Consider the following 15,582-nt stretch of genomic DNA (forward strand, 5'->3'; position numbering starts at 1 on the left):
CATGCATATATTCATATAAAACTTCCATTGATAAAACATGACTGATGATATTTAAGCTCACTTAACAGAAAAAAATTTGGTGATTACATCATATTAGAAGGTTAAATGATCATAATGGCCTTTTGCGGTTCTTTGCCCACTATTATTTAAGGACTAAAGACACCACACACTCCACATGCGCCGTATGCGGAAACATATCCACTGGTTGCATGTATTCGATCTTGTAGTCTTTTGACATGTATTCGAGGTCTTTTGCTAGTGTAGATGGGTTGCAAGAGACGTAGACAAAGCGTTTTGGTTTGACTTGTTTGACGGTGTCTAGGAAAGTGCGTTCGCAGCCTGTTCTTGGCGGGTCGACGACGATAACGTCAGGACGGAAGCCTTCTTTGACCCATTTTGGCAGCCAGTGTTCAGCTGTGCCTGTCACATAAGTTGCGTTTTTCATGCCGTGTTTTTTGGCATTTTTCTTCGCGTCATCAATTGATTCTTTGATGACATCCATACCTCTTACTTCTTTTGCTCCATCTGAGAGCCACATTCCAATGGTTCCAACACCGCAATACGCATCGACTACCTTTTCTTTGCCAGTCAGTTTGGCCGCTTTTTTCGCTTCGTCGTAAAGCTTTAATGTCTGCTTCGGATTCAATTGGAAGAAAGCCCGTGCACTCAATTCAAATGAGACGTCTCCTAAAAATTCTTGGATGACCATGTTGCCAGCTAGGAGCGATGTTTTATGCCCAAAGATGACTGACGTTTTTTCGCCATTGATATTGTGCATAATAGACGTCACTTCTGGCAGACGTTTTTGAATGGCTTCGGCGATTTCTTTTTTCTTTGGAAACTCAGGCTTTGATGTGACAAGGACGACTTGTACTTCACCTGTTTCAAAGCCGACACGCACAACAATCGAGCGCACGTCGCCTTTTCTTGTCCGCTCGTTGTAGACAGATACGCCGAATTTCTCTAAAATTTTGCGGACGACGCCTGTTGTTTTGTTCGTTTTCGGATGCTGGACGATACATTCCTTGATCGGAACAAGTTTATGAGAATTCAGCCCATAAAGCCCTGCGATGATGTCGCCGCTATGTGATCTTCCGACTTGGAACTGACTTTTATTCCGGTAGTGCCATGGATCTTCCATACCGATTGTTGGTCTAATATCGATCTTTTCAACCGACAGCTTTGTATGACGCTCCATTGATTGAATGACAATATCGCGTTTTTCCTTTAATTGCTGCTCGTATGCCAAATGCTGAAGCTGACAGCCTCCGCACTCTTCGTATACTGAGCACGGCGGTTTCACTCGATGTTCTGAGCGCTTGCGAACTTTCCTCACCGTACCTTCTGCATATTTCGCTTGAACATTCGTTGCTTCAACTACTACTTCCTCACCTGGAAGTGCACCTGGGACAAAGACCACTTGCTTTTTAAAATAACCGACCCCTTCCCCATTAATGCCAAGGCGTTTAATGGTAAGCGGGAACTGCTGCCCCTTTTGCAGAAGGGCTCCTTGCTGTTTTTCTTTCACGTTTATTCTCTCCGTTCTATTTAAACCTTTATCGGTTGTCCTCATTTTATTCCATCTGAATAGTATATCACGACTTGGACGAAGAGAGAAAATGCCTTTCAATTATTTATCTGTCTCTATACTTCTCCATAAATAAAGGGAGGCGTAGCTTAAATAAGGTGCCCACTCCTTGCTTAAAACTGCCATCTCTTCTTTTGTTGGCTTTTCTGGCAGGTCAAAGTGACGTTTGATCGCATTTTGAATCCCGATATCTGCCATTGGAAAGAGATTTGGTCTTCCTAGTCCATTCATGAGGACATTTTGAACCGTCCAAGGTCCAATCCCTCTAATCGGAAGCAGACGTTCTTCAATTTCAATATCCGTTAAGTCGTGTAATTCCTCTAAATCCAGAGAGCCGCTCACTATTCGCTTTGAGACATCAATCACATATTCCGCTTTTCGCTGACTGAATTGCAGTTTTCTCAAATCGTCGGTTTCAAGTGATGCAATGGTTTTCGGTAAAGGGTCAAACCAGACGCCGTCGATTTGCTCACCATACGTATGAACAAACCGTTTCGTCAGCTCATAAGCAAATGCAAGATTGAGCTGCTGATGAATGATGCATTTCATCAAGCAATGATATAGATGGAAATCCAGCATAAGCGGCGTTCCGATATGACGGTCAAAAATGGGCGCAAGATTTGTTTGAGCAAAATGGTCATGCACAGCATGTAATTGATGTTCCATGCCAAATATCCGCTTCACCTCAGAAAGGATGGCTTCCTCCGGCCCGTTAGCCTGTACCCGGAACGAAGGTGCTTCTTTTGTTCCTGTCGCTTGAACGACTGCAATGTACGGTTTATGATTCAGCCTCATCGGTACTTTGATTTCTCTTTTATCCAGATCGACCGCCTTTAATGGATCGCTCGATAAACGTCTCAGCACTTGATCGAAGTGATAGGGTGGTTCAACCAATAGGTGTTTTTCCCACATGTTTTTCCTCTTCCTTTCTGTCAACACACGCAGATGTGATTGTTTCACTTTGCATGAATGATTCTCTATATTGAATACTTTTAAATATAAAGAGTACAAGAATTTATCAGTTATATCTTCCTTATTTATGGTCATTCTCCTTTTGGATAGATGAAAATTTTTAGTCGAATTCAGCTAAAATTCGACAGCAATCTTCAACATTTTAGGATCATTTTCCTTAAATTAGAAATAGAACCTATGGGTGATATCTTCTATTTCAAAAATATTTGTATAATTATGACATATCAAGGAGGTGAACAAAGGAATTAGCGGATTAGGCAATCATTTGTTTCATCTTGCAGGAACATATTTACCTCATTGATAACCGGCTTCACCTAGTTTCACGTTTTACTAAAAGAAGACCCAAAATTTAAAAACAAAGGAGATCCGACCAATGAAAAAAACAATTCTTTCTGTTGCCCTTGCCACTGCTGTTTCTTCGACACTACCAGTATTCGCTGACGCTGCTGAGCAAAAAACTGCTCCAGTTTCAACAACTATTCAGCAAACTGTGTTAAACAAAGCTGCTGAAGGTAAAGCAACGACAAATGCGACAAATGTTAACATTAACTTTGACGTACTTGGAATTGCCAATGCATTAATTAATGCTGCAAATGCTAACACGAACCGTGAAGGCTTTGTCAAAGGATTAATGGAGTCTGCTTTCTATGCTGCTGGCGCAAAATACAATGTCATGGTCTTTAACTTAAGCCAAGGCTATGAGACTCGTTTCAACGGTGTTAAAACGTTTGCTACTGTTAAATACGGAAGCATTACGTACGGAGTTTGGGTATTTGAAAATGGATCTTTCACAAACAAAGGTGATGGCGGTTACATCAACTGGGCATTTAGAGGTTGGTTCGACCGTAACGGTGGTTTCGTCAACTTCCGTCGTCCTTAATTCTCGCTTTATCCATCAATCATACACGCACATTGGACCGATCTCAGCGATGAGATCGGCTTTTTTATGGTGAAAACGTATAAGTTCACCGCTGCTGCTTCATGATATAATGCAAGTCTGGAGGGGTGCACATGCTGAAAAAACTTGCAGTGACAAAAAACGGCGACTTGATTGAACATGCAACATTGCAGCAGCTTTCAAGCCCCGATATTGCCTGGTATTGGATTGATTTTTATGCGCCAACGGAAAAGGAAGCAGCACTGTTAAAGGAATTTTTTCAGTTCCATCCGCTTGCGATTGAAGATTGCTTCCATTATTTACAGCGGCCAAAGCTTGATTTTTATGAAGGGTATTTATTTTTCGTCCTTCATGCCCTCAATCAAAAAACACTTCGATCTGAAGAAGTCGACCTGTTTGTTGGAGAAAACTATATCGTTACTTTTCATTTGAAGGAAGCCCCCTACATTGATCGAGTCATTCGAAAGCTCAAAGGGTCTGATAAAGCACGAGAGAGCGGGCCAGAGCATATGGCTTATATGCTGATTGACCAGCTCGTCGATGATTATTTTCCTATTATTTATCAAATTGAGGACAGGCTCAATGAAATCGAGGATGAAGAAGGGCATAAAACGTATGGTACTTTGATGAACGAAGTATTCGGTATTCGATCCGATTTGCTCAAACTGCGCAGAACCATTATTCCGATGAGGGACCTCTTATATCGAATTGTGAACACGAATATGATGAAAAGCGATGCAAACCGGCAAGCATATTTTAATGATATTTATGATCATCTATTGAAACTAACAGAAATCGTTGAGTCAAACCGTGATATGACAGCCGATTTACGAGACAGCTATCAAACACTAAATTCCAATCGAATGAATGCCATCATGATGACACTGACCATTGTCTCGACGATTTTTATTCCACTGACCTTTATTGTTGGGGTGTATGGGATGAACTTTGATAACATGCCTGAATTACACTGGAAATATGGCTATTTTGGCGTACTGATTTTCATGGGTTTGCTTGTCTCAGGGATGCTTTTGTGGTTTAAACATAAAGGATGGTTTAGGATTTTCAAATAGTTTTTTTGAGAGAAGTGCTTGAAAGGGAGATACTATGGAAAACTGGATTCCACTGACAGACAAAGAACTAAAGTACGCATGGAAAACATTTGATCAAGAGTTTAAATTTAACCCAAGCATCTCTCGCTTTCCCGGTTTTCAAGCACCATCTCCTTACATCACATATGATATCTCTGCTTATTTCGAGGACCCTTCTCTCCTAAGTGCGGATGAAGACCTTGAAAAGAAGGCACTGCTGTCTTTTCAGGAGAATATCACCGGAACCGGCGAATATATGCTGGTACTTGATTGGCAGCACGAATGCTATTGGATCACACCATACGGCTCATTTGAAAAAGATGAATTTGGAGAATGGAGAGTCCCTGTGCTCCCAAATGGGGATTACTATTTCTTTTTATCGAAAGAGATGACCTGGGGTTTACTAGGACATCCTTGGGAGCAAAGCATCACGATTTTCGGTGAGGGCTTGATTGACTCCTTTACTCGTCATCGTCCCCTTTTGTTCCAGCGTAAAATAAGAGAAGGATAAGTCAAAAAGCTTGCAGTGTCTGCAAGCTTTTTTCTATAGCTAAGGGAGATGCCATACTTTTTCAAGCATGAGATCGTCTAAGCTTTTAAAGGTATATCCTTGTTTTTTTAAAGCAGTGATGGCATCATCAAGTGCCTCGGCATTGTCCCTTGAGACGGTATGAAGTAAGTAAATGGCACCCGGATGCGCCTGTTTCATCATTTGATTGTACGCATACTGTTTTCCTTTTTGATGGTGGATGTGCCAATCTACAAACGCTACTGACCAGAAAACGGTTTGGTAGCCAAGCTGTTTCGTTTCCTTTAGTACCCTTTCACTGAACACCCCGCGCGGTGGACGAAGGTAGAGGTTATCTTGTTTTCCTGTGATTTTGTATACCGCTTCATTGACACGATCTAGCTCTTCTTTGATTTCTTTCGTGCTCTTTGTTGTTAAATCTGGATGGTGATAGGAATGGTTGCCAATAATATGACCTTCCTCTGCCATACGTTTGACGAGCTTGGGCTGGTCCTTTACGAAGTGCCCAGTCACAAAAAAGGTGCCGGGTACTTGATGCTTTTTCAGCACGTCCAAGATTTTGGGTGTGTACCCATTTTCATAGCCATTGTCGAAAGTAAAATAAATCTCTTTCTTTTTCGTATTTCCTAAATAGAAAGCATCATATTTCTTTAAGAGTGTCTTCAGTTCCTTGCCGGCATCTGCTGGCTTGTGCTCTTTGCTTTTAGCAAATCCCCAATGAATCGGCTGATTAGACACGGCTTCTAAGTTTGAAAAAGGCATCGATACAAAAAGCGCACATAGACAGATCAGTATGCATTTTTTCATTTAAGTCACTTCCCGGTTTTTCTTCTATTGTGCAGAATATACCGGGTACTCATACACTTTTTGACCTGCCAATTTAAAGAAAAAAGCCCGCATCAGCGCGAGCTATTCTTCCTTCCAATCGGTTTTAAATCGTTCATATTTCGCTTCTAGGTCGTCAATCATCTGGATGAGTCTGTCTATATCCTCAACGTCTGTGGATTCAGGATCTAATGAATCAATCACATTCATAAACATATCTAATCGGTTCTTTAAATAATCAACCTGCTGCTCTTTGCTGTCTGCTGCCTTGCCCATAGATACACTCCCTTTAGCATTTGTTTATAGCTTATCTTTTTTTCCTTTGTAAATCAATTGTGTCCCCTCTTGCGTATAACGGTGATGGGGCTTAAAATTAACTGTTGGCGGGTCTATGTTTGCCCGAATGAAAAGGAGATAGATACCATGAACCAAAAAACAGCACTTCGTCCGATTACACCTGCATTCGACCCTTGGGAAGCCTATCTCGATGTGCAGGATTACGGAGAAATGAAGCTGACAAATATTGAATTGACGACAACGACGTTGTGTAACATGAGATGTGAGCACTGTGCGGTTGGCTATACTTTGCAGCCAAAAGATCCGAATGCACTGCCACTCGATTTACTGCTTCGCCGTTTAGATGAAGTACCGCTCTTGCGTTCCCTTAGCATCACAGGCGGAGAGCCGATGCTGTCTCTGAAATCTGTACGGGAATATGTCGTTCCTTTATTAAAGTATGCCCATGAACGCGGCGTCCGTACCCAAATTAATTCGAATTTAACACTTGATTTGGCTCGATATGAAGAGATTATTCCATACTTGGATGTCCTACACATTTCACATAACTGGGGGACGGTCGAAGAGTTTGCTACGGTTGGTTTTGCAATGATGGACCGAAAGCCAACCTTTGAGCAGCGTGAGAAATTGTTTAACCGCATGATTGAGAATAGTCAGGCCCTTGTGAAAGCGGGTGTAACCGTATCTGCTGAAACGATGCTGAATAAGCGTACGCTTCCTTATATTGAACACATTCATCGTCAAATCGTGGACGAGATGAAATGCCAGCGCCACGAAGTTCATCCGATGTATCCAAGTGATTTTGCCAGCGCCCTTGAATCATTGTCGCTTCCGCAAATGCGGGATGCGATTCATCAGTTGCTCGATGTTCGTGATGAGAACACATGGATGCTGTTTGGCACATTGCCATTTTATTCATGCAGCACAGATGAAGAAGACCAGCGCCTCTTGACTCGATTGCGTCAAGCGAAAAATGTGACAGTACGAAATGACCCTGATGGCCGTTCACGGTTGAATGTGAATATTTTTGATGGGAATATTATTGTGACAGACTTTGGCGATACACCGCCATTAGGAAATATTGAAACCGATACGTTGCAATCAGCTTATACACGCTGGATGAACACAAAATTGGCAAAAGAACTGAATTGTCATTGCCCAAGTGTGCAATGCCTTGGTCCAAATGTTCTTGTGAAAAACAGTTATTATCAAGATGTTGATTTTACTTCTCGTACAGCCAGGGGGTAACCGATAGATGGACGAAACATTTCTGACAGTGGTCAAGAACAAATACATTGAAATTCTCCTTGTTGGACTCATTCTTTGGCTTGCCGTCTTTATGATCAACAAAGCGCTTCAGATTTTCTTTAAACGAACTGAATTCATTGAAGATAAAAAGAAAAAAACGATTGAGAGCTTGGTCAAATCGGTTTCAAAGTATACAGCTTCCATATGTTTTGTCTTATATGTGATTTCTCTATTTTTTCATGACTTTGGGAAGATTCTTGCGGGGGCTGGTGTTGCTGGAATTGTCATTGGTTTTGGCGCTCAGACCTTGATTCGTGATATTTTAGCCGGCATCTTCCTCATTTATGAAAGGCAAATTCATAAAGGTGACTATGTGACGGTCAATAATCTTTTTAACGGAACCATTGAAGAAATCGGTCTCAGGTCTTTGCAAATTAGAGAATGGAGCGGCAAGCTGTTAACCATTTCAAACGGAGACATTCGTCAAATCCAAAACTACAATATGCACTACATGCGTATCACAGAGTCAGTCTTGATCAGCGCAAACCAAAATCCTGACATTGCTTTCAAGGCGCTAGAAACAGCATGTGATCAGTTAAATCAAATGCATCATGATTTACTGAAAAAAGATGAATTCCAAAACGCCATTGAACCTTTTCAGGTTCATGGCATTATGGGGCTCAATAAATTGAATCGCGGGATTGAGATCACCGTAAAAGGAATGGTCGAGGATGAAAAATACTTCGAAGCCGCCCTCGCTGTGCGAAAAGAAATGATCACACAACTTCATCAGCATGATGTGAAATTGCTTGAGGATCTCGTCTATCCACAGCCTGCAAAATAACCTCATTTGTGATGGGGTTATTTTTTTGATTGTTTTTAGTTAACCAGTTAATTATAATATTATATAGTTCACCGGTTAACTAAAAGAAAGGATGTTTACATTGAGAAAAACTGAAGCGATTTTTTTTATTAAGCAAATGTATCAAGAGGTGTTAATCCAATTAGATATAGAAAAGGTGGAGACTTATTTTTCTTCAGATTATCAGCAAGTCACTGATGGAAAGGTCTCTTCCCTTGATGAATTTAAAAAGCATCTCTCCACATTAAAAGTCATGACCAAACAGCTCGACATCCCCGCCTTTCATGATATGTTGTTTGATGAAGAGACTCAGCAAGGGTGTTTTCGTTACACTGTACATGTTGAGCTGTCCACAGGAGACCATGGTCTAATAGATGTGATGGCGTTATTTACTTTATTAGATGGTAGAATCATTCGGTGTGATGAGCTGACTAGACCGCATGAGAAAAATAAGACGCTTGAACAACTTGGACATATCAGCTAAGGAATTCTTTTCTTTTCAGCCGTCTTACTTCTATCCTCTTGACTGATTCATGTATAATAGAAAGCAGATTGATTTCATGCAGCATGGGGACCCTCATACTGTGTATTTACTAATTGAAAGAGAGTGAATAAGATGGGTCGTAAATGGAACAACATTAAAGAAAAGAAAGCATCAAAGGATGCCAATACAAGTCGTATTTACGCAAAATTCGGGCGTGAAATCTATGTGGCTGCCAAGCAAGGTGAGCCAAATCCAGAATCAAACCAAGCACTTCGCTTTGTCCTAGAACGTGCAAAAACATATAGTGTCCCAAAACACATTGTGGACCGTGCGATTGAAAAAGCAAAAGGCGGTGCAGAAGAGAACTTCGATGAGCTGCGTTACGAAGGATTTGGTCCAAACGGATCTATGGTGATCGTTGATGCCCTGACCAATAACGTCAACCGCACAGCGTCTGATGTTCGTGCAGCATTTGGGAAAAACGGCGGAAATATGGGCGTCAGTGGATCTGTTGCTTACATGTTTGACCAAACAGCGGTGATCGGTGTCGAGGGGAAAAGTGAAGAAGAAACGCTTGAACTTTTAATGGAAGCAGACATTGATGTACGTGACATTATGGAAGAAGATGATACGGTGATCGTCTACGCTGAACCAGATCAATTCCATCAAGTTCAAGAAGCGTTCAAACAGGCAGGCGTAGAAGAATTTACTGTCGCTGAAATCACAATGCTGCCTCAAAACGAAGTGACATTAGATGATGAATCGAAAGCACAATTCGAGAAACTAATCGATGTATTAGAAGAGCTTGAAGACGTGCAGCAAGTTTATCATAATGTGGATTTAGGAGAATAATCAGCTAAGCCATCGTAGTTGTTGGATTCATTCAACTTCCGCGTTGGCTTTTTTATTGTCTAGGTAAGGTTTACGTTCTACTCAAGACCATGTAATATGAAGAAAGAGTCGTTTCCACAAATAACCAAGGAGCTGAGTTTCATTTTTAAAACATGGTGGTTTTCGTATTATGGCTTTATGATCCTCCCTTTTATTGGCCTATGCTTAATTTTCAACAATTTGACGATATTCACGAAAGTCTTTCTCTTTCTTTTCTTTGTATGGTTTTTATATAACGCCTTTGATTTTTACATTCATGAAATGAAAAAGAAAAAAGATAGGACATCTTAATCAAAAAACAGTCATCTCCCCTTGGTAAGAGGAGATGACTGTTTTTAATTCATCCCTTGAAACCCAAACGTCAGGTGATCCTGAACAGGAATCCAAGCGCCGATTCCTTGTGAGGTCACATTTTTTACGACAAGTTTGCGTTTATTTCCCTTGAGCACAAGATACACTTCTCCGTAAGTAACCTTTCCTTTTTCGTTAATGGCTGGAGCGTATGCATGCAGGGTTGCTGCTTTTTTCGGAGAGACGTGGTAGGACTGATCTCGCTTTGTTCCTGCACCAATCACTGTGTCGAAGGCGAGCGGAAGTTTTGTTTTTTGGATGGCTTTTTGCATCATCAATGTTTTCACATCTTCTGGGTTTGGTACTTTTGCTGTGAGCCCTCCACTTACTTTTACTTGTTGCTTTTGCACATATTTGCCGATGGCTGTTTTGTTTCCGCCTCTATTATCAATGTGATTCGTGTTCACTTTTTTGTATTCCCAATTGGCGACGGTTTCGTTTGAATCATAGCTGAGTGCCCATCTTCCAAGAAAAATTGTTGCCCTGTAGCCAACTGCTAACGGTGTACCTGAGATACTGGATTCATTCAGCATTTTAATCAAATGTGTATTTTCAATTGGTACACTTGTTGTTTTAAATAATTCGGCCGTCAGCTCGCTCGGCTGGAGCAGCGGTTGATCCTGTGACGCATTTGGATACGTATTTTCCTTTGAGATACTGGCGACAGACGATGGCACCTTAAACGGCTTTGCTGCCTCGGCTGGAAAGCTGTATAGAAAACTTAAGGATAAGAGAACAACAAACATGATGCGGGGCATCTTTTTCATATCATCACTCTTTCTCATTCATTTTTCCATAGTATTTTCCCGAAAGACGTCCCTTATCCACAAAAGATTATAAAAGGAAAAATCCAATCGCCATTATGAAATAGGCAGCGAGCAATGTAGCACCTTCAAACCAGTTCGTATCCCCATCATTTGAGAGGATGACCGTTAGTAAAACAGAGGATGCCATGGCAATGAGCTCTGGTAATGAGAAGATCAGTGGCATTTGCTTTTCAAAAAACAGAGAGCTGATCACAAGGATCGGTGCGACCATCATGGCGACTTGAAGCGTAGAACCGAAAGCAATTTCCACTGCGACATCCATTTTGTTTTTATACGCCATAATCACAGCAGATGCGTGTTCTGCTGCATTACCGACAATCGCAACAATGATGACCCCGATAAACAGTTCACTCCAGCCAAACTGTTCTCCGACTGTGTCAAATGTATGGACGAGCCGCTCTGAAATATACGCCACAGCAATTGTCGCAAGGAGTAAAATCGCCGTGGCAAACTTCCCCGACCATTCTGGTGTTTCTTCTTCCGTAGCGGCTTCCCCTTCCGCAATTTCTTGCTTGGCAACATAAACACCCCTGTGGCTGACAAGTTTGAAATAGAGTGCTGCGACATAAAGCAAAATCATCACGATGCTAATGCCGATACTTAAAACAAATTGACGATCTTCTGCCATCCCCATGGAAAAGACTTCTGGAATGACAAATGCCACAATAATCGCAAACATAAGCAGCCCAGAGTTATGCCTTGCATCGTGGACGTTGAACTCTTGTCGTTTAAATTTCAATCCGCCAACGAAAAAAGACAGTCCAGCCACGAGCAGTAAATTGCCAATCACTGAGCCAGTGAGTGAAGCAAGGACAATGGCAGTGAGTCCTTGTTTTAATGCAAAAAATGAAATGATTAATTCCACTGCATTTCCAAAAGTAGCGTTTAACAAACCGCCAATTCTTGGTCCCGCTATAATGGCAAGACTCTCTGTCGCTCTTCCCATATAACTTGCAAGACCGATGATGGCGATACAATAGACGGCGAACATGACAGCCTGCGGGAAATGAAGAAAACTACCAATTACAGATAATGGAACACCGATTGCGACAATCACAAGAAACAAACGATTCATACAGCCAATCTCCTTTACATCATATCTGACTGTTATTCTTTCGTGAGTGCCGGCATCATATACATTTAGATTCGTTCGTGTGAAAGGGTGATATCAATCGTTCCTTTCACGGATTGCACCATGGAACAATGCTTCAACGCAAGTTTCATTACTTTTTCCAGCTGTTCATCAGAGGTGCTGATGCTTTCAAAGATCATATGTAAATGAATATGAGTGATTTTGTTTACAGTTCCTTCTCTTGTCGTTTCAGGCGTAATGGTCAGCCCTTGATAGGATATTCGTTTTTTTCGGCATACATGAATGACCATTTCTCCAAAACAGCCCGCAATAGCCGAGGCGAACAATTGATACGGCCTGTATCCCGCTTCTTCATTTCCTGAAATATGTAGCTGCCTTTGATCAGCATTTGCGACCCACCGATCATTTTCGTATATCAGCTTCATTCCTTTTCCACCTTTCTATTGAAACCCCTATGGTTCCATTGTACGATGAAAGCATGAACTTGTAAGGAGCTTCTTATGTCGAGAATTCATTTTATGATTTTAATTTTACTTGTATCCGTATCTGGTTTTTCACAGGGAGCGTTACTGCCAGTTATTTCGATTATTTTCGAACATGCCGGCACTTCTCCGACGTTAAACGGACTGCATGCCACCGGTTTATATATCGGCGTGCTGCTTGCGTCTCCTTTTATGGAAGCGCCGCTTCGCCGCTTCGGATTTAAACCATTGATCGTCATTGGGGGCGCTGCTGTCTTTTTAAGTTTGTTTAGCTTTGTCTTTATTGAATCTTATGTCGTCTGGTTCTTCTTGCGGCTGATGATCGGCATCGGTGATCATATGCTTCATTTCTCCACACAGACGTGGGTAACCTATGCCTCATCATCTAGAAATCGCGGGCGAAATATTTCATTGTATGGGTTATCCTTTGGACTCGGTTTTGCCGCTGGCCCTTTTTTAACACCACTCATTGAAATCAATCCATCCTTGCCGTTTATTGTGTCTGGTGCAGTTAGTTTGTGTATTTGGCTGCTTGTGTTTGTTTTAAAAAATACATATCCTGATACAGGTGAGATGCAGACGTCAGAGCAGACAAATAGTTTGAAGCGCTTCAAGAAGGCGTTTCAATTTGGCTGGGTAGCGTTTATGATGCCGTTTTGCTATGGCTTTTTAGAAACGACGCTCAATAGTAACTTCCCTGTGTATGCGCTGAGAAGCGGGGTGACGATAGATGCTGTTGCGTTTATTTTACCTGCGTTTGCGATTGGGAGTATTGTTTTTCAGCTTCCTCTCGGGATGCTGAGTGACCGTTTCGGCAGACGACGCTTGATTTTAGTTGTGACACTCGTCGGTTCATTCTTTTTCCTTTTAGCAGGAATTTTTATTCAGTCCGTTTTGTCTGTTGCGATCTGTTTCTTTATCGCAGGTATGGCTGTAGGTTCGACCTTCTCACTTGGCATCAGTTATATGACGGACTTATTGCCAAAGCATCTGCTGCCTGCTGGGAATTTGATGTGCGGGATGGCGTTTAGTGCAGGAAGTATTCTCGGTCCGGTTCTTGGCGGATTCTTTGTGCAGACGTTCGAGGGCATGAATTTACTTTACCTTGTCAGCATTGTGATTTTATTTGTGTTTTGTTGTGTTCGATTTGGGCGTACACAGTCAGTGGTCGACACTCCAAACGAATCCATTTCTCATTAAAAACTCCCCTGCACCTATGCAGAGGAGTTTTTTCATCTAGTGATACCCATTTTGCCCATTCGCACTTCCACTTGTTTTGTGCTTTGGCTGATGGCCTTTGTTTTGTTTTGTGTTGCTTCCGCCTTTTTTCGATTGTTTAGACATTCGGTATTCCCCCATCCATTAAGATTGAACAAGTTCGTTCTTCTTTAGGATGCCCGGTTTTTTTCACACCTTGCCTGGTACGATTTTACGCTTATGTAAAAGCGCATTGAGCTCGCCGCCGAGGATGATCATAATGCCGGTTAAATAAAACCAGATCATTAATATAATGATTCCCCCAATGCTTCCGTACATCGCACTATAGTTGGCAAATTCGCCTACATAAAATGAGAACAGCATGCTGACGAGAATCCAGCCAACAGATGCGAATATGGCGCCCGGCAGCACAAATTTCAATTTCAGCCTGATGTTGGGGGCAAAATAATATAGGGATGTAAAAACAATTAGTAAAATCAGTGGACTAATAATCCATCTCATGGCGGTCCAAATGGTGAGAAACGCATCTGACTGCCCTACTAATTTGGCAACGAATAAGCCAAGTTCTTTTCCAAAGACAGGCAGCATCAAGGCAAAAATAATCGTAAGCACCATCGCAATGGTTAAGATAATCGATGTTAAACGTACGAGAATGAAGGAACGATTTTCCTCAACTTCGTAAGCATGGTTAAATGCTCTGACAACCGCATTAATACCGTTGGATGCAGACCAGAGTGCCGCAATAATCCCGAATGACAACAATCCGCCGTTACGGTTATTCAGCGTCTCTTCGGCAATGGATTCAATCATCGAAAGCGCTCCCTCTGGCGCATAACCAGAAATGACGCTTAGAACATCCTTTGATGTCAGCGGCAAATAACCAACAAGCGTCAGCACGAAGATGAGAAACGGAAATAATGAAAGCAAAAAGAAATACGCAAGTTCAGCTGATTTTGCCGGTCCTTCATGCAGCAAAAAGCGTCCGATTAACGCTTTAACAAAACCCATACGCCTCATCTCCAATGATCAATCTTTCTGTTTCTTTTGAAAGTGATCCTTTGTTTCTTCAATAATCTCTAATACCTTTGGTGTTGTTTCCTTTAACTGATTCACCTGTTCATTCAGAAAAGACAAATCATCTGAGACCGTTCTCATCAATTGCTTCGTTTCTTCCATTTTTTCCTTCACGCAAGCAGACATCTTGCCAGGCTCCAGGCGGTATTCATCCAGCTTTTGCTGGCAGTCATTCCATTTTTCTTTCAGTGCAGTTCTTGTTGGACGATGAAATAATGTCAGCAATATGCCGCAGGCTGCGCCTATAACAGCTCCCCGAAGCACGATTTGTTTGTTCTCTTCCATCTCATCTGACTCCTTTCAGTTAAAGGTGTTTCTCTTTTTTTACATACGTCAAAAAACGATCAATTCCTGTTTCAATTAAATCATGTACTTCCTCAAAGTTCCCAGTGTAATAAGGATCTGGCACATCGTCTCGATCGTCGTCTTCTACAAAGTCAAGAAGACGGCCAATAAAGTGATGTTTTCCATAGCCGGCTAAACTGCGGAGGGCGCCTACATTTTCAGCATCCATCGCAATGATATAGTCGTATGTGGTGATATCCTTATCCATGATTTGTCTTGCAGTCATTCTTTCATAGCTGATACCCTTTTCATCAAGCAGCTTTCGTGTTCCTTCATGCGGAGGACTGCCTTGATGCCAGCCGCCAATGCCTGCTGAATCAATCACAAAGTGTTCACTCAGCCCTTCGTCTTCGACTCGTTTTCTAAACATCGCCTCTGCCATCGGTGACCTGCAAATATTGCCGAGGCACACAAATAATACATGAATCATCCTTCATTCTCCTCCTATCTTTTCCCTAAGAATCCCTTTGGAAAACCTTTTCTCTATCATATCAAGCCCTTTTTCTT

Annotated in this window: 18 protein-coding genes; 8 read left to right on the forward strand and 10 right to left on the reverse strand. The window is 41.8% G+C overall.

Going from position 1 to position 15,582, the window contains the following annotated elements; all coding sequences use genetic code 11:
* Positions 1 to 142: 142 nt before the first annotated feature.
* Both rlmD and N521_RS11155 read right to left on the reverse strand, forming a co-directional pair.
* On the reverse strand, positions 143 to 1,528 hold the full coding sequence (gene rlmD, locus N521_RS11150) for a 23S rRNA (uracil(1939)-C(5))-methyltransferase RlmD (RefSeq protein WP_419761245.1): 1,386 nt from the start codon (positions 1,526 to 1,528) through the stop codon (positions 143 to 145).
* Between the two features lie 102 nt (positions 1,529 to 1,630).
* Entirely contained in the window at positions 1,631 to 2,500 is an 870-nt protein-coding gene (locus tag N521_RS11155; RefSeq protein WP_035391333.1) for a DNA-3-methyladenine glycosylase family protein, read from the reverse strand.
* 433 nt (positions 2,501 to 2,933) lie between these two features.
* On the opposite strand from N521_RS11155, the gene N521_RS11160 reads away from it, so the two are divergent.
* The 3 genes from N521_RS11160 to N521_RS11170 all read left to right on the forward strand — a co-directional run bounded on the left by N521_RS11160 (position 2,934) and on the right by N521_RS11170 (position 5,060).
* The gene (locus tag N521_RS11160; protein ID WP_007496625.1) at positions 2,934 to 3,440 is read left to right on the forward strand and encodes a hypothetical protein; all 507 of its coding nucleotides are present in this window, start codon (positions 2,934 to 2,936) and stop codon (positions 3,438 to 3,440) included.
* Positions 3,441 to 3,571: 131 nt separating this feature from the next.
* The gene (gene corA / locus N521_RS11165; RefSeq protein WP_007496624.1) at positions 3,572 to 4,531 is read left to right on the forward strand and encodes a magnesium/cobalt transporter CorA; all 960 of its coding nucleotides are present in this window, start codon (positions 3,572 to 3,574) and stop codon (positions 4,529 to 4,531) included.
* A gap of 34 nt (positions 4,532 to 4,565) precedes the next feature.
* Positions 4,566 to 5,060 (forward strand): DUF2716 domain-containing protein, encoded by a 495-nt coding sequence (locus N521_RS11170; protein WP_035391335.1) that lies wholly within the window; start codon positions 4,566 to 4,568, stop codon positions 5,058 to 5,060.
* Between the two features lie 39 nt (positions 5,061 to 5,099).
* Here N521_RS11170 and pdaA read toward each other — a convergent pair whose 3' ends face one another.
* Both pdaA and N521_RS11180 read right to left on the reverse strand, forming a co-directional pair.
* A complete protein-coding gene (gene pdaA / locus N521_RS11175; protein WP_035391337.1) occupies positions 5,100 to 5,885 on the reverse strand; it encodes a delta-lactam-biosynthetic de-N-acetylase in 786 nt (261 codons plus the stop codon).
* Between the two features lie 102 nt (positions 5,886 to 5,987).
* Entirely contained in the window at positions 5,988 to 6,179 is a 192-nt protein-coding gene (locus N521_RS11180) for an SE1561 family protein (protein WP_003218031.1), read from the reverse strand.
* Positions 6,180 to 6,326: 147 nt separating this feature from the next.
* Here N521_RS11180 and yfkAB point away from each other — a divergent pair, with 147 nt between their 5' ends.
* The 4 genes from yfkAB (at position 6,327) to N521_RS11200 (ending at position 9,646) form a co-directional block, all read left to right on the forward strand.
* Complete coding sequence (gene yfkAB, locus N521_RS11185; RefSeq protein ID WP_017358799.1) at positions 6,327 to 7,448, forward strand: radical SAM/CxCxxxxC motif protein YfkAB; 1,122 nt, start codon at positions 6,327 to 6,329, stop codon at positions 7,446 to 7,448.
* A 7-nt stretch (positions 7,449 to 7,455) separates the two neighbouring features.
* Entirely contained in the window at positions 7,456 to 8,292 is an 837-nt protein-coding gene (locus N521_RS11190) for a mechanosensitive ion channel family protein (RefSeq protein WP_025206933.1), read from the forward strand.
* 91 nt (positions 8,293 to 8,383) lie between these two features.
* A complete protein-coding gene (locus tag N521_RS11195; protein WP_224562626.1) occupies positions 8,384 to 8,794 on the forward strand; it encodes a nuclear transport factor 2 family protein in 411 nt (136 codons plus the stop codon).
* Between the two features lie 132 nt (positions 8,795 to 8,926).
* On the forward strand, positions 8,927 to 9,646 hold the full coding sequence (locus N521_RS11200; RefSeq protein WP_007496614.1) for a YebC/PmpR family DNA-binding transcriptional regulator: 720 nt from the start codon (positions 8,927 to 8,929) through the stop codon (positions 9,644 to 9,646).
* A gap of 374 nt (positions 9,647 to 10,020) precedes the next feature.
* Here N521_RS11200 and N521_RS11205 read toward each other — a convergent pair whose 3' ends face one another.
* The 3 genes from N521_RS11205 to N521_RS11215 all read right to left on the reverse strand — a co-directional run bounded on the left by N521_RS11205 (position 10,021) and on the right by N521_RS11215 (position 12,381).
* Positions 10,021 to 10,803: a YfkD famly protein gene (locus N521_RS11205; protein ID WP_017366830.1), complete on the reverse strand. Its 783-nt coding sequence runs from the start codon at positions 10,801 to 10,803 to the stop codon at positions 10,021 to 10,023.
* Between the two features lie 67 nt (positions 10,804 to 10,870).
* Complete coding sequence (gene cax, locus N521_RS11210) at positions 10,871 to 11,938, reverse strand: calcium/proton exchanger (protein WP_035391339.1); 1,068 nt, start codon at positions 11,936 to 11,938, stop codon at positions 10,871 to 10,873.
* Positions 11,939 to 12,003: 65 nt separating this feature from the next.
* A complete protein-coding gene (locus N521_RS11215) occupies positions 12,004 to 12,381 on the reverse strand; it encodes an OsmC family protein (RefSeq protein ID WP_007496602.1) in 378 nt (125 codons plus the stop codon).
* 75 nt (positions 12,382 to 12,456) lie between these two features.
* Here N521_RS11215 and N521_RS11220 point away from each other — a divergent pair, with 75 nt between their 5' ends.
* On the forward strand, positions 12,457 to 13,638 hold the full coding sequence (locus N521_RS11220) for an MFS transporter (protein ID WP_035391341.1): 1,182 nt from the start codon (positions 12,457 to 12,459) through the stop codon (positions 13,636 to 13,638).
* Between the two features lie 207 nt (positions 13,639 to 13,845).
* Here the strand turns inward: N521_RS11220 and N521_RS11225 are convergent, their stop codons facing one another.
* Genes N521_RS11225 through N521_RS11235 form a run of 3 tightly spaced genes read right to left on the reverse strand, consistent with a single transcriptional unit; the run spans position 13,846 to position 15,505 of the window.
* Positions 13,846 to 14,664 carry a YihY/virulence factor BrkB family protein gene (locus N521_RS11225; protein WP_008341753.1) on the reverse strand — a complete coding sequence of 273 codons (819 nt, stop codon included), beginning with the start codon at positions 14,662 to 14,664 and terminating at the stop codon, positions 13,846 to 13,848.
* 18 nt (positions 14,665 to 14,682) lie between these two features.
* Entirely contained in the window at positions 14,683 to 15,015 is a 333-nt protein-coding gene (locus N521_RS11230; protein WP_035391343.1) for a hypothetical protein, read from the reverse strand.
* 19 nt (positions 15,016 to 15,034) lie between these two features.
* Complete coding sequence (locus N521_RS11235; protein WP_035391345.1) at positions 15,035 to 15,505, reverse strand: low molecular weight protein-tyrosine-phosphatase; 471 nt, start codon at positions 15,503 to 15,505, stop codon at positions 15,035 to 15,037.
* Positions 15,506 to 15,582: the final 77 nt, after the last annotated feature.

It is taken from the genome of Bacillus sp. UNC125MFCrub1.1 (genome assembly GCF_000701305.1).
GTDB classification, from domain to species: Bacteria; Bacillota; Bacilli; order Bacillales; family Bacillaceae; genus Bacillus; species Bacillus altitudinis.

What these genes read in the sequence shown, in the direction of transcription:
- N521_RS11155 (WP_035391333.1), bottom strand. Translation starts at nt 2,500, where the DNA reads ATGTGGGAAAAACACCTATTGGTTGAACCACCCTATCACTTCGATCAA.
- N521_RS11160 (WP_007496625.1), top strand. Translation starts at nt 2,934, where the DNA reads ATGAAAAAAACAATTCTTTCTGTTGCCCTTGCCACTGCTGTTTCTTCG.
- corA (WP_007496624.1), top strand. Translation starts at nt 3,572, where the DNA reads ATGCTGAAAAAACTTGCAGTGACAAAAAACGGCGACTTGATTGAACAT.
- N521_RS11170 (WP_035391335.1), top strand. Translation starts at nt 4,566, where the DNA reads ATGGAAAACTGGATTCCACTGACAGACAAAGAACTAAAGTACGCATGG.
- pdaA (WP_035391337.1), bottom strand. Translation starts at nt 5,885, where the DNA reads ATGAAAAAATGCATACTGATCTGTCTATGTGCGCTTTTTGTATCGATG.
- N521_RS11180 (WP_003218031.1), bottom strand. Translation starts at nt 6,179, where the DNA reads ATGGGCAAGGCAGCAGACAGCAAAGAGCAGCAGGTTGATTATTTAAAG.
- yfkAB (WP_017358799.1), top strand. Translation starts at nt 6,327, where the DNA reads ATGAACCAAAAAACAGCACTTCGTCCGATTACACCTGCATTCGACCCT.
- N521_RS11190 (WP_025206933.1), top strand. Translation starts at nt 7,456, where the DNA reads ATGGACGAAACATTTCTGACAGTGGTCAAGAACAAATACATTGAAATT.
- N521_RS11195 (WP_224562626.1), top strand. Translation starts at nt 8,384, where the DNA reads ATGTTTACATTGAGAAAAACTGAAGCGATTTTTTTTATTAAGCAAATG.
- N521_RS11200 (WP_007496614.1), top strand. Translation starts at nt 8,927, where the DNA reads ATGGGTCGTAAATGGAACAACATTAAAGAAAAGAAAGCATCAAAGGAT.
- N521_RS11205 (WP_017366830.1), bottom strand. Translation starts at nt 10,803, where the DNA reads ATGAAAAAGATGCCCCGCATCATGTTTGTTGTTCTCTTATCCTTAAGT.
- cax (WP_035391339.1), bottom strand. Translation starts at nt 11,938, where the DNA reads ATGAATCGTTTGTTTCTTGTGATTGTCGCAATCGGTGTTCCATTATCT.
- N521_RS11215 (WP_007496602.1), bottom strand. Translation starts at nt 12,381, where the DNA reads ATGAAGCTGATATACGAAAATGATCGGTGGGTCGCAAATGCTGATCAA.
- N521_RS11220 (WP_035391341.1), top strand. Translation starts at nt 12,457, where the DNA reads ATGTCGAGAATTCATTTTATGATTTTAATTTTACTTGTATCCGTATCT.
- N521_RS11225 (WP_008341753.1), bottom strand. Translation starts at nt 14,664, where the DNA reads ATGGGTTTTGTTAAAGCGTTAATCGGACGCTTTTTGCTGCATGAAGGA.
- N521_RS11230 (WP_035391343.1), bottom strand. Translation starts at nt 15,015, where the DNA reads ATGGAAGAGAACAAACAAATCGTGCTTCGGGGAGCTGTTATAGGCGCA.
- N521_RS11235 (WP_035391345.1), bottom strand. Translation starts at nt 15,505, where the DNA reads ATGATTCATGTATTATTTGTGTGCCTCGGCAATATTTGCAGGTCACCG.